This is a genomic window from Sinorhizobium meliloti, from assembly GCF_017876815.1.
GTDB lineage: Bacteria > Pseudomonadota > Alphaproteobacteria > Rhizobiales > Rhizobiaceae > Sinorhizobium > Sinorhizobium meliloti.
Genome location: NZ_JAGIOS010000003.1, coordinates 1,204,393 through 1,217,194, shown reverse-complemented (window position 1 = coordinate 1,217,194; position 12,802 = coordinate 1,204,393). Strand labels below are relative to the sequence as shown.

The following is a 12,802-nucleotide window of genomic DNA, read 5'->3' as shown; positions in this document are numbered from 1 at the left end:
TGTGTTCCGTTGCCGCTTTTCTACTCATTCGCGCTGCTTGACAAAACTTTGTACAAAATAAAGATTCTACCAATCGGTAAAAAGGGGAACACCATCCATGACAAGAGATTTGATGATGAGCCGGCGCAATGTGCTTGCGTCGGGCCTGGTGCTTGGCGTGAGCGCCCTGGCGCCGGCCGTCCGCGCCAGCGCGCCGATCAAGGTTGCTGGTGTCCACGCCTCCCCGGTCGAGAACGCCTGGAACTCGGTCCTGCACAAGGCGCTGCAGGATGCGGCCGCCGAAGGCGTGATCGAGTATGTCTTCTCCGAAGGCATTTCGGGCACGGACTATCCCCGCGCGATGCGCGAATATGCCGAGCAGGGTGCAAAGCTCATCATCGGCGAAGCCTATGCCGTTGAAAAACAGGCCCGCGAAGTCGCCGCCGACTATCCGGAGACCGCCTTCGTTCTCGGCTCGAGCGGCAAGGAATCGGGCGACAACTTCGGCGTTTTCGGCACCTGGAACCACGACGGCGCCTATCTCGCCGGCATGCTCGCCGGCAAGATGACGAAGTCGAACGTCGTCGGCTCCGTCGGCGCCATGCCGATCCCGGAAGTCAACATGCTGATCAATGCCTTCGCTGCGGGCGTGAAGGCCGTCAATCCCGATGCCAAGCACCTCGTCACCTTCATCGGTACCTTCTTCGACCCGCCGAAGGCGCGCGAAGCCGGCCTCGCTCAGATCGACGCCGGTGCCGACATCCTCTTCGGCGAGCGCATCGGCACCGCGGACGCAGCGAAGGAACGCGGGCTCAAATCCGTGGGTTCGCTGATCGACTACACGCCGCGCTATCCCGACACGGTCTTTGCCAACGCGCTCTGGGGCTTCCGCCCGATCCTCAATGCCGCGATTGCCGACGTGTCCGCCGGCAAGCCGGTCGGCAAGGACTACACCGCCTTCGGCCTGCTCAAGGAGGGCGGCAGCGACGTTGCCTATGTCAAGGGCGTCGCCCCGGCGGATGCCGAAGCGGCCATGGAAGCCAAGCGTGCCGAGATCAAGTCCGGCGCCTTCGAGGTTCCACGCATCACTGACGAGCCTAAGTAACCGGCTTGTCTATGGCAGGTGATGCAACTTCTCTCGGTGAGGCGATCCGAATGGGCCGCCTCACCGCTTCCGAAGCGATGGAAGCATCCCTTGCGGCGACTGGCCGATGGGCAGAAATCGGTGCGATCGTCCATCTCGACCCTACGCTCGGACGAACGGCGGCCGGGAATGCGGACGCCCGCTTGCGCCACCAGCCGGGCGGCGGGGGGATTCCACCATTTCTCGGCGTCCCGAGCCTTGCCAAGGACCTGGGCGGCCCCTTCGCCGGCCTGCCGGTTGCGGCCGGATCGAACATGCTCGGGCGCCGTGCCGCCGTCGCGGAAGACAGCGATCTGGCAGAGCGGCTGCGCGGAGCAGGCCTTTGCTTCTTCGGACTGACTACCGTGCCGGAAATGGGCCTTTCGCTCGCAAGCGAACCGGCGGCCGGCCCCATCTGCCGCAACCCCCTCGATAAGAGCCGGACGCCCGGCGGCTCCTCCGGCGGGGCGGCGGCTGCCGTTGCCGCGGGCATCGTGGCGATCGCCCATGCAACCGACGCCGGCGGGTCGATTCGCGTCCCCGCGGCATGTTGCGGTCTCCTCGGCCTCAAGGCGAGCCGGGGTGCGATGGCGGCTGGACCATCCTTCGGCAATCATCTCGGCGGCATCGCCAGTGAACTGGCGCTGTGCCGCTCCGTCCGCGACCTGGCGGCGATCTTCAACGCGGCAGCCGGACGCGCCAGAGGGCCGTTTGCCGATCCGTGGTTCGCCCCCTCCCCGTCCGGCCCCTTACGTGTCGGCCTTCTTCTCGAGACCGGCGACCAATACCCGACCGAACCGGCGCGCAGCGAGGCTGTCGAAGAGGCCGCGCGCGCACTGGAGGCGGATGGCCACAGCGTCGTTAAGATGTATTGGGATGCGTTTGCCGCATGCGTTGCGACGAGCGGCCGGGCTCTGCGCGACATCATTGCCGTCAACCTTGCCAATTTCGTCGTTTCCGCCGGTCTCGATGCCGGGCGCGCCGAACGGCTGACGCAGGCTTTCATCAACCATGGATCGCAACTCGAGGCGACCGCGCTCTGGGCGACACTTGACGACGCCGTCCATGCGAGCCACGCGGTCTGGTCGCTTTTCGACCGGGTAGACTGTATCCTGACGCCCATGCTTGCGTCGGCACCCCTTCCGATCGGATCCTTTCCTTTCGACCACGACGATATCGACCTTCAGATTCGCCGCATGACCGCGTTTGCGCCACTCGCCACACTCGCCAATGCGACCGGTTTTCCGGCCCTCACGCTCCCCTTCGGCGCGGATGACGCCGGATTGCCGCTGCCGGTGCAGATTCTGGCGCCCATGGGCGGCGACCGCCTCCTCATCGAGCTTGCGGCACGCCTGGAAAGAGAGGGCCGCTGGCAGCACCGTTTCGCGGTCGCGGGAATTCCGGAATGAGCGAAGCCATTCTCGACATTTGCAGCGTCAGCAAGCGCTTCGGTGACAATCTCGCCAATGACGACATCTCGCTGAGCCTCGGAAAGGGCGAGGTCGTCGCCCTCCTCGGCGAAAACGGCGCCGGCAAGACCACGCTGATGAGCATCCTGTTCGGCCATTATGTGCCGGACAGCGGCAAGGTACTGGTCGAGGGACGGGAACTGCCTCCGGGCAAGCCACGCGCGGCGATCCGCGCCGGCATCGGCATGGTGCATCAGCATTTCTCGCTCGCCCCCAACCTTACGGTGCTGGAAAACGTTATGGCCGGCACCGAACGCCTCTGGCACCTCCGATCCGGCACCAGCGCGGCACGGCGGAAGCTGCACCACATTTGCCAGCGGTTCGGCCTGACGGTGGAGCCGGACGCGCGCGTCGGCGACCTCTCGGTCGGCGAGCAGCAGCGCGTCGAGATCCTGAAGGCGCTCTACAACGACGCACATATCCTGGTGCTCGACGAGCCGACGGCGGTGCTGACGAATCTGGAGGCCGAGCGGCTGTTCTCGACACTGAAGGACATGGCGCGCGAGGGGCTTTCGCTGATCTTCATTTCACACAAGCTGGACGAGGTCATGGCCGCGGCCGACAGGATCGTCGTGCTGCGCGGCGGCCGCAAGGTGGCCGAGCGTCTTGCGAAAGAGACGAACAAGGCCGAGCTTGCCGAACTGATGGTCGGCCGCAAGGTTGCCCGGCCGGTGCGCGATCCCTCGACGCCCGGCGAGGTGGTGCTTGATGTCGCGGATGTGAGCGTCAGCATCGACGGCGTCGAACGGCTGAAGTCCATCGATTTCAGCCTCCGCGCGGGCGAGATTCTCGGCATTATCGGAGTTTCCGGCAACGGCCAGACGACGCTGGCGCATCTCCTGTCGGGTACGGCGCGGCGCGACAAGGGCGAACTCCTGCTGTTCGGGGAGCCGATCGGCGACCTCACGGTTGATGGCGCCGTCCGAGCGGGGATCGGCCGCATTCCGGAAGATCGCAACAAGGAAGGCGCTATCGGCGAAATGGCCATTTGGGAAAACGCCGTTCTCGAGCGCCTGCCGCGATTTTCGCGCTACGGCCTCGTCGATCGGCCGTCCGGCCAGGCATTCGCCGGCCAGATCATCGATGCCTTCGACGTGCGCGGCGGACGGCCGACGACGCGCACGCGGCTGCTCTCGGGCGGCAACATGCAGAAACTCATCCTCGGGCGCAATCTGATCGACCGACCGCGCATCCTGCTCGCGGCGCAGCCGGCGCGGGGGCTCGACGAAGGGGCTGTCGCCGCGGTGCACGAGCGGCTGCTCGAAGCGCGGCGTGCGGGAACCGCGGTGCTCCTCATCTCCGAGGATCTGGAAGAAGTCATGGCGCTCGCCGACCGCATTCAGGCCATCGTCAACGGGCGGCTTTCGCCTCCGATCGCCGCCGACAGCGCCAGTGCCACGAAACTCGGCCTGATGATGGCCGGCGAATGGAATGAAGAGCACGAGGTTCCGCATGCGTTTTGAACGACGCGAACATCGTTCGCTCGCCCTGGTGATCGCGACACCCGTGCTTGCGATCCTCTGCGCGCTGGCGCTCGCCGGCCTGCTCATCGCTATCGCCGGTGCCCCGGTCATGGAAGCCTATTGGCGCATTCTCGTCGGCGCCTTCGGCTCGCGGCTTTCGGCGACCGAAACCTTGACCCGCGCCAGCCCGCTCATCCTGACGGGCCTTGCCGCGGCGGTCGCGTTTCGCGCGAGGCTCTGGAACATCGGCGCCGAGGGTCAGTTCTATCTCGGAGCGATTGCCGTCGCCGCCGCCAGTTCGCACCTTTTCGGCGGCCTCCCCTCGCCCCTCCAGATTCCGCTGCTTCTCGTCGTCGGCGCGGCAGCCGGCATCGTCCTGCTGCTCGTGCCGCTTTGGCTGAGGCTGCGCTTTTCGGTCGACGAGGTCGTCACCACGCTTCTCCTCAATTTCGTCGCCGTGCTCTTCGTCTCCATGCTGATCGACGGACCACTCAAGGACCCGATGGGCTTCGGATGGCCGCAGTCCCAACCGGTTGCCGACGCAGCGGTCCTGCCAAAGCTTTTCGCCCGATCCCGCCTCCATATCGGACTGATGATCGCACTCGTCCTGGCCGTTGCAGTCCATCTCGTTCAGTCGCGCACGGTGTTCGGCATGCAGTCGCGCGCAGCCGGCCTCAATCCGGCCGGGGCGGTGTTCGCAGGCGTGCCGCTCGGCCGCACCCTGGTGACGGTGGCCTGCATTTCAGGCGGGCTCGCCGGCCTTGCGGGGGCTATCGAAGTCATGGGCGTGCAGGGCTATGTGACGACGGACCTGTCGCCGGGTTACGGCTATTCCGGCATCGTCGTCGCCATGCTCGCCAATCTTCATCCGCTGGGCGTGGTGCTTGCCGCCCTGTTCACGGCCGTCATGTTCGTCGGGGCCGACGGGATGAGCCGCAGCATGGGTATTCCCTCTTACATAGCCGATGTCACAGTCGCCCTGTCGCTGATCAGCATGCTGACCGGTGTCTTCTTCACCCAGTACAGGATTCGCCGATGAACGCCGTCACTGACATTTTCGCTTCCGCAGGCCTCTGGGCGGCCGTCCTGCGCATCGCCACGCCGCTGATCCTCGGCACGCTCGGCGCGCTCCTGTGCGAGCGCTCGGGCGTCCTGAATCTCGGCATCGAAGGCATCATGACCTTCGGCGCGATGATCGGCTGGCTTACGGTCTATAACGGCGCTGACCTGTGGACGGGCATTCTCGTCGCGGGCCTCTCTGGCGGGATCTTCGGCCTCTTGCATGCGGGCCTGACGGTGACGCTCGGGTTGTCCCAGCACGTGTCCGGTCTCGGGGTGACGCTTTTCGCCTCGAGCTTCAGCTACTACGTCTTCCGTCTGCTGGTACCGGTCGCGGGCACACCGCCGACGATCGAGCCGTTCCAGCCGATCGACGTCCCGGCGCTTTCATCCCTCCCCTTTCTAGGCCCGGCGCTCTTCACACAGACGCCGCCGACCTATGTGGCGATCCTGCTGGCGCTGGTACTCGGCTACGTGCTTTTCCGAACGCCGCTCGGCCTGGCGATCCGCATGACTGGCGAAAATCCGCACGCCGCCGAGGCGCAGGGCATCAACCCGATGGCGATCCGCTTTGGTTCCGTCATCGTCGGGAGCGCGCTGATGGGCATCGGCGGCGCCTTCCTGACGCTCTCCGCCTTCAACAGCTTCTTTCCTACCATGGTGCAGGGGCGGGGCTGGATCTGCATAGCGCTCGTCGTCTTCGCCTCCTGGCGGCCGGGCCGCGCCCTCGTCGGAGCGCTCCTGTTTGCACTGTTCGACGGCTTCCAGCTGCGCCTGCAGACGCGGCTGAGCGGCGTCGTCCCCTATCAGATCTTCCTGATGATCCCCTATCTGCTGTCGATCGCAGCGCTGGCGCTCATGGCCCGTCGCGCCCGCGTTCCGCAGGCCCTGATGCAACCATACCGGCGCGGCGAGCGCTAAAGAAAACCCGAGGACTGACCCATGTTCGACCTGATCATCCGCAATGCGAACCTGCCGGACGGCCGGCAGGGCTTTGATATCGGCCTTGCCGGCGGCAAGATCGCCGCCATCGAGAAGTCGATAACTGCGACCCCCGGCGAGGAGATCGACGCGGCCGGCCGCCTGGTCAGCCCGCCCTTCTGCGATCCGCATTTCCACATGGATGCGACGCTGTCGCTCGGTTTGCCGCGCATGAACATCTCCGGCACGCTGCTCGAGGGCATCTCGCTCTGGGGCGAGTTGCGGCCGCTGCTGACGAAGGAAGCCCTCGTCGAACGAGCGCTTCGTTATTGCGACCTCGCCGTCACCCAGGGCCTTCTCTACATTCGCAGCCATGTGGACACGTCCGATCCGCGCCTCGTGACGGCAGAAGCGCTGCTCGAGGTCAAGGAACAGGTCGCACCCTATATCGAATTGCAGCTCGTCGCCTTCCCGCAGGACGGATATTTCCGCGCGCCCGGCGGCGTCGCCTCCCTCGAGCGTGCGCTTGACATGGGCATCGGCATCGTTGGCGGCATTCCTCATTTCGAGCGGACGATGGAAGACGGCGCCCGCTCCGTCGAGGCACTGTGCCGGCTCGCCGCCGACCGCGGCCTCCCGGTCGACATGCATTGTGATGAAACCGACGATCCGATGTCGCGCCACATCGAGACGCTGGCGGCCGAGACGGTGCGCTTCGGCCTCAAGGGGCGCGTGGCTGGTTCGCATCTCACCTCGATGCATTCGATGGACAACTACTACGTCTCGAAGCTCATCCCGCTGATGGCCGAGGCGGAGATCAACGTGATCCCCAATCCACTGATCAACATCATGCTGCAGGGCCGCCACGACACCTATCCCAAACGGCGCGGCATGACGCGGGTGCGGGAGCTGATGGCGGCCGACCTGAACGTCTCCTTCGGGCATGACTGCGTCATGGACCCCTGGTACTCGATGGGCTCGGGCGACATGCTGGAGGTCGCCCATATGGCGATCCACGTCGCGCAAATGGCCGGCATCGAGGACAAGTGCAAGATCTTCGACGCGATCACCGTCAATTCGGCAAAGACCATGGGGCTTCAGGGCTACGGCCTCGACATTGGCTGCAAGGCAGATCTCGTCGTGCTGCAGGCGGCGGATGTCACCGAGGCATTGCGGCTGAAGCCGAACCGGCTGTTCGTCATCAAGGCGGGCAAGGTTATCGCCAGAACCGCGCCGCGCGTCGGCGAGCTTTTCCTCTCCGGGCGTCCTGCCTCGATCGACATGGGACGCGACTACGTTCCCCCGGTGTTGCAGCGCTGATCCCAAACCGCTGGAGCGGACCACAGAACTGTTGAGAAAAAGGGGTCCGGTGACGCGAAGTTCCATATAGTCGTGACAATGGGAGACCAGTCAGATGCGCATCAATGAAGACCTGACGAAACCCGTAATCGTCCATTCGGCTAAACTCGACTGGGTTCCGAGCCCCGCCGCAGGGGTGGATCGCCGCATGCTCTACCGTGTCGGCGGCGAAGTTGCGCGCGCAACTTCGATCGTACGCTATGCGCCGGGCAGCGCCTTCCCACGCCACGTCCATAGCGGCGGCGAGGAGATCCTCGTGCTCGAGGGGACGTTTGAGGACGAGCACGGCGACTATCCTGCGGGCAGCTATTTTCGCAATCCGCCCGGCACCTCGCATGTACCTGCCTCGAAGAATGGGTGCACGATTTTTGTGCGGCTCTGGCAATATCGTGAGGGCGACGGCACGCAAATCGTTCGCCACCCTGGAGAGGGTGAACCAGCGCCGTTGCGCGAGGGGGTCGAGGCAGCGCGGGCCCTGTTTGACGACGGGAAAGAGCGCGTGTCGGTAGAAAACTGGCTGCCGGGTTCAGCCGTCAGCGTCGAGAATCGCCGTGGGCTCGAGTTCTTCGTCCTCTCCGGCGGCCTCGCAGTCGGGGGCGAGCAACTGGAGCCGCAGAGTTGGGGCAGGTTGCCCGCAGGAGAGGCGCTCGAAGCGATCACCGGACCCGAAGGCGCTGAGATCTGGATCAAGGATGCACCGCTGCAGCATCCCGACGTACTGCAGCTACCCTGAACGCTAGGCAGGGCCGGACGGAAAAGCGCTGCACGGTTTCCCTCTTAGCGCGTCTGATAAGACGCGCGGCGCTGTAGAGCGCGGGCCGCCGTTGCTGTTCGTCGAGCACCCGCAGTGTTCCATCAAGATTTTTGGTGAAACCGATAAGCAAAGTGCAATTGGTTGAGCGAAGTCTGCATGTTATGGGCAGCTATGACCGTGAATGTTTCGCCGACCGTCATGTTCCTGCTGATCTCATTCGGCACCATCCTCGGAATCGCGGGGACTGACTTGGTGCTGCCTGCAATTCCGGCGATGCCCACCGCACTCGGCGGGACTGCGGCATTGGCGCAGATGGTCCTCGCAGCCTATGCCGGAGGCACGCTCGTGGGATTGCTTACCTTCGGCGAACTTGGGGCGAGGTACTCTCGCCCCAAGCTGTTGGTCTGGTCGCTGGGCCTGTTTGCCGTCACGTCTCTTCTGTCTGCCTACGCGCCGACGTTGGAATGGCTCGTCATCTTGCGTTTCGCGCAAGCCGCGTTCGGCTCGGGCCCGGCGGTTTTCGCGCCGGGCTTTATTCACGGGCTTTACCCTGGGGACAAAGCGCCTTCCATGTTCGGCAGGCTGGGCTCCATCGAGTCCTTGACGCCGGCTCTTGCCCCCATCGCCGGAGCCTATCTTATGACGTTGGGCGGCTGGCAGACTTCTTTCCTCATGCTGGCCGGACTTGCAATTCTCTGCGCCGTCGGCAGCTGGGCTTACCGTCAATCACTTCCAGACCGGCTCGAGGCTCTTGAGGTCCATCAAAGCTATATGTCGATCATCCGCAATGGCGATTTTCTTCGGCACGGCTTAAGCCAGGCGCTTTCCCTCGGCAGTATTCTCATCTTTGTATTCGGCGCCCCCGCAGTGATGACAGGGGCATTGGGCATGACCATCGGAGACTTCATTCTCCTTCAAGTTTTCGGCATTGCCCTCTTTATTCTTGCGTCGAACGCGTCCAATGGACTTGCCCGAAGATTTGGTACCGAACGTATGATCATGATTGGTACAGGAGGTCTGGTTCTCGGCTTCTTCCTGATTCTTCTCTACACATCCCTTGGCGGACGCAGTTTGTCCGTGCTCGTGCCCCTGTGGATGACCGCCAACGGCGCGTTCGGCATCCGGGGACCAATCGGTTTCCACCAGGCAATCCTTGCCTCAAGAGGCGATCATTCACGCGGCGCCGCATTGGTCGTTGCCGCTATACTTGGGATCACTGCCGGAGGTACGGCCGCCGCGGCGCCTTTCATCAACATAGGCTGGTGGCCGCTAGCCTTGGCGAGTAGCCTCGCTGCGCTACTGGCTTTGCTGTGTCTTACGCTGATCGGCAGCACGGCGGAGGAAGCTGAAGACTGTTAGAGCGCTTCACGACCATCCGGGGGAGGCCAGGACATGGCTCAAGCCACGTCCTGGCCTCGCCAATCACACCAGATCGAAGCGGTCGGCGTTCATGACCTTGGTCCAGGCCGCAACGAAGTCCTTCACGAACTTCTCCCTGGCATCGGACTGCGCGTACACCTCCGCAAAGGCGCGCAGCTGCGAATGCGAGCCGAAGATCAGGTCGACTCGGGTGCCGGTCCACCTGGCAGCGCCCGTCTTGCGGTCGCGGCCTTCGTATACGCCTTCTTCGCCTTCGATAGGTGACCATTGCGTGCCCATATCGAGCAGGTTGGCGAAGAAGTCGTTCGTCAGCGCCTCAGGGCGGGACGTGAACACGCCATGCTTGGGCTCGCCCGCCTTCAGCACGCGCAGGCCGCCGACGAGAACGGTCATTTCCGGTGCGGTCAGCGTCAGCAGCTGAGCCCTATCCACCAAAGCCTCTTCCGGCTTCATGAATTGCTGACGGGTGGTGCTCACATAGTTGCGGAAACCGTCGGCACGAGGTTCCAGCGCCGCGAAAGATGCGGCGTCGGTCTGTGCCTCCGTGGCATCCATGCGACCCGGTGTGAACGGCACGGAAATGTCGTGGCCGCCGGCCTTGGCCGCCTTCTCGACAGCGGCGCCACCTGCAAGCACGATAAGGTCGGCAAGCGAGATCTTCTTGCCGCCGGTCTGGGCGGCGTTGAAGTCCCTCTGGATGCCTTCAAGCACAGAGAGAACCCTGGCGAGCTGAGTCGGCTGGTTGACCTCCCAGTCTTTCTGCGGCGCCAGACGGATGCGCGCACCATTGGCGCCGCCGCGCTTGTCGGAGCCGCGGAAGGTCGAGGCGGAAGCCCAAGCGGTCGAGACAAGTTCCTGCACCGACAGGCCGGAAGCGAGGATCTTCGCCTTGAGGCCGGCGATGTCCGTCTCGTCGACCAGCCTGTGGTCGACAGCCGGGATCACGTCTTGCCAGATCAGGTCCTCGGCCGGGACTTCAGGGCCGAGATAGCGAACCTTCGGCCCCATGTCGCGGTGGGTCAGCTTGAACCAGGCGCGGGCGAAGGCGTCGGCGAACTGATCCGGATTTTCGAGGAAGCGGCGCGAAATCTTCTCGTAAGCGGGATCGAAGCGCAGCGACAGATCCGTGGTCAGCATGGTCGGAACATGCTTCCTGGAGGCATCATAGGCATCCGGGATGGTGGCCTCGGCGTTCTTCGCCTTCCATTGATGCGCGCCGGCGGGGCTCTTGGTCAGTTCCCACTCGTGGTTGAACAGGTTTTCGAAGAAGTGGTTGCTCCAACGGGTCGGCGTCTGCGACCAGGTCACTTCCGGCCCGCCCGTGATTGCATCCTTGCCGACGCCCGTGCCGAAGGTGCTCTTCCAGCCAAGACCCTGATCTTCGATCGCGCCGCCTTCCGGGTCTGCACCGATGAACGAGGGATCGCCGGCGCCATGCGTCTTGCCGAAAGTGTGGCCGCCGGCGATCAGCGCCACCGTCTCTTCGTCGTTCATAGCCATGCGCGCGAAGGTCTCGCGGATATCGTGGGCAGCGGCAACCGGGTCGGGATTGCCGTTCGGGCCTTCCGGGTTAACATAGATGAGGCCCATCTGCACGGCGGCAAGCGGCTCGCTCAGTTGCCGTTCGCCGCTGTAGCGCTCGTCGCCCAGCCAGGTGCCTTCCGGTCCCCAGAACAGTTCCTCGGGTTCCCATACGTCCACCCGGCCCCCGGCAAAACCGAAGGTCTTGAAGCCCATGGATTCGAGCGCGACATTGCCGGTCAGAATCAATAGATCCGCCCAGGAAATCCGGTTGCCGTATTTCTGTTTGATCGGCCACAGCAAACGTCGGGCCTTGTCGAGATTGGCGTTGTCCGGCCAGCTGTTGAGCGGCGCGAAACGCTGCTGACCCTGGCCGGCGCCGCCACGGCCGTCCGTAATGCGGTAGGTGCCAGCGCTGTGCCAGGCCATGCGGATGAAGAGCCCGCCATAGTGGCCGAAGTCGGCCGGCCACCAGTCCTGCGAATCCGTCATCAGTGCATGCAGATCCCGCTTCAGCGCATCGAGGTCGAGCTTCTTGAACTCCTCGGCGTAGTTGAACGTATTGCCCAACGGATCGGAAAGGCCGGAATGCCGGTGCAGAACCTGGACGTCCAACTGATCCGGCCACCAGTCGCGGTTCGATCTGCCTCTCGGTGCCGTATGTGCGACGGGACACTTGCCCGCACTATCGCTCTTCTGATCCATGATAATCTCCTCTTCCTCGATTGGGCGCGTCTAAAGCAGCCTGCCCGCTAAGTCGATTGAGCTGCATCAATTGGGCCGGCGCATGCTCCCCATGATTTGGCGCAATTTTACCCTATTGGTCAAACAGCTTGTTCCCTGATCGGGCCGATGAAGGCGCGCAATTTGGCGGGCATGTGGCGGCGTTGCGAAAAAAAGGCTGAGCCCGGGATAAGCAGGGCACCACTCTTCCACCACCGGATTAAGGCGCCCGGCAGCCATATGCGCAGCGAGCGAATACTCGCCGATATAAGCGAGTGCGGCGCCCGAATGCGCGGCCGCCAGGATAAGGCCCGTCGCGTCAGCGTCAGATTGCCGGCAACTTGAACACGTGCGCTTCACCCCGGCGCTCGAACTCCCAGCGATACATTCTGCCGTTCGCCATGCGCATCTCGATACAGCGATGCTGCACCAGATCGAGCGGGACGATTGGCTTGGAACGCCCCTTGAAATATTCAGGCGATCCGACAACCAGGGAACGGGGTCGGGTGATCGGAATGGCCACCATATCGGGCGAAATCGCTCAGGAAGTCGTACCCCGGCATCGAGGCCCTTCTCCGACACGACCTCAAGCTCGACCTCCGGATAGCGGCGGACGTATTCGAGTAGCAGCGGCTCCAGCAGCATGCGTGCAACTCCCGGCGCCATGTTGAGCCGAAGCCTTCCCGAGGCCGACTCGAATGCTCGCCGATATGCTCGATCGCATTCTCGATTGTTGCAAGTCCGGTGCGATCTCAGAGAGGAATTGTTCTCCCGCAGCAGAGAGCACGACGCTGCGCGTGGTGCGGTTGAAGAGCCTGACCGCCAAGCGCTCTTCTAGCGCTACTATTGCATGGCTCAATGCCGATGATGACATGCCGAGCTGGCGGGCGGCAGCGCGAAAGCCGCCATGCCGGGCAACCGCGGCAACCGCTTCCAATTCGCTCAAGCTTGCCCTCATTGCGCGATGTAGCTCATCAGCGTGTCCGATTTTGTCCGACTAGCCGCAACAGATAATGCATTCCATCTTTGTGGTGAAGCCATAACAGGAGAG

General features: G+C 63.8%; 11 protein-coding genes. 8 read left to right on the top strand and 3 right to left on the bottom strand.

Translation table 11 applies throughout. The annotated features are described in order from the left end of the window. Positions 1-97 precede the first annotated feature (97 nt). From JOH52_RS32370 to JOH52_RS32335, 8 genes are all read left to right on the top strand, one after another. Positions 98-1,084 carry a BMP family protein gene (locus JOH52_RS32370; RefSeq protein WP_010968221.1) on the top strand — a complete coding sequence of 329 codons (987 nt, stop codon included), beginning with the start codon at positions 98-100 and terminating at the stop codon, positions 1,082-1,084. An 11-nt stretch (positions 1,085-1,095) separates the two neighbouring features. Beyond that, positions 1,096-2,511 carry an amidase gene (locus JOH52_RS32365; RefSeq protein WP_026029922.1) on the top strand — a complete coding sequence of 472 codons (1,416 nt, stop codon included), beginning with the start codon at positions 1,096-1,098 and terminating at the stop codon, positions 2,509-2,511. After that, the gene (locus JOH52_RS32360; RefSeq protein WP_014530886.1) at positions 2,508-4,034 is read left to right on the top strand and encodes an ABC transporter ATP-binding protein; all 1,527 of its coding nucleotides are present in this window, start codon (positions 2,508-2,510) and stop codon (positions 4,032-4,034) included. Before JOH52_RS32365 ends, JOH52_RS32360 begins: the two co-directional genes overlap by 4 nt. Beyond that, positions 4,024-5,073: an ABC transporter permease gene (locus JOH52_RS32355; protein WP_014530885.1), complete on the top strand. Its 1,050-nt coding sequence runs from the start codon at positions 4,024-4,026 to the stop codon at positions 5,071-5,073. Before JOH52_RS32360 ends, JOH52_RS32355 begins: the two co-directional genes overlap by 11 nt. Then, a complete protein-coding gene (locus JOH52_RS32350) occupies positions 5,070-6,014 on the top strand; it encodes an ABC transporter permease (protein WP_013845180.1) in 945 nt (314 codons plus the stop codon). The genes JOH52_RS32355 and JOH52_RS32350 overlap by 4 nt, the downstream gene beginning before the upstream one ends. A gap of 21 nt (positions 6,015-6,035) precedes the next feature. Next, complete coding sequence (locus JOH52_RS32345) at positions 6,036-7,334, top strand: amidohydrolase family protein (protein ID WP_013845179.1); 1,299 nt, start codon at positions 6,036-6,038, stop codon at positions 7,332-7,334. Positions 7,335-7,428: 94 nt separating this feature from the next. Further along, a complete protein-coding gene (locus JOH52_RS32340; protein WP_013845178.1) occupies positions 7,429-8,106 on the top strand; it encodes a cupin domain-containing protein in 678 nt (225 codons plus the stop codon). Between the two features lie 177 nt (positions 8,107-8,283). Beyond that, positions 8,284-9,486 (top strand): MFS transporter, encoded by a 1,203-nt coding sequence (locus tag JOH52_RS32335; protein WP_014530883.1) that lies wholly within the window; start codon positions 8,284-8,286, stop codon positions 9,484-9,486. A 63-nt stretch (positions 9,487-9,549) separates the two neighbouring features. Here JOH52_RS32335 and katG read toward each other — a convergent pair whose 3' ends face one another. The 3 genes from katG to JOH52_RS36690 form a co-directional block, all read right to left on the bottom strand. Next, positions 9,550-11,733 (bottom strand): catalase/peroxidase HPI, encoded by a 2,184-nt coding sequence (katG, locus tag JOH52_RS32330; protein ID WP_013845176.1) that lies wholly within the window; start codon positions 11,731-11,733, stop codon positions 9,550-9,552. Between the two features lie 343 nt (positions 11,734-12,076). Next, complete coding sequence (locus tag JOH52_RS36695) at positions 12,077-12,277, bottom strand: type 2 periplasmic-binding domain-containing protein (protein ID WP_014530882.1); 201 nt, start codon at positions 12,275-12,277, stop codon at positions 12,077-12,079. 60 nt (positions 12,278-12,337) lie between these two features. Continuing rightward, positions 12,338-12,709, bottom strand: a complete 372-nt coding sequence (locus JOH52_RS36690; protein WP_014530881.1) for a helix-turn-helix domain-containing protein — start codon at positions 12,707-12,709, stop codon at positions 12,338-12,340. Between the last annotated feature and the right edge of the window lie 93 nt (positions 12,710-12,802).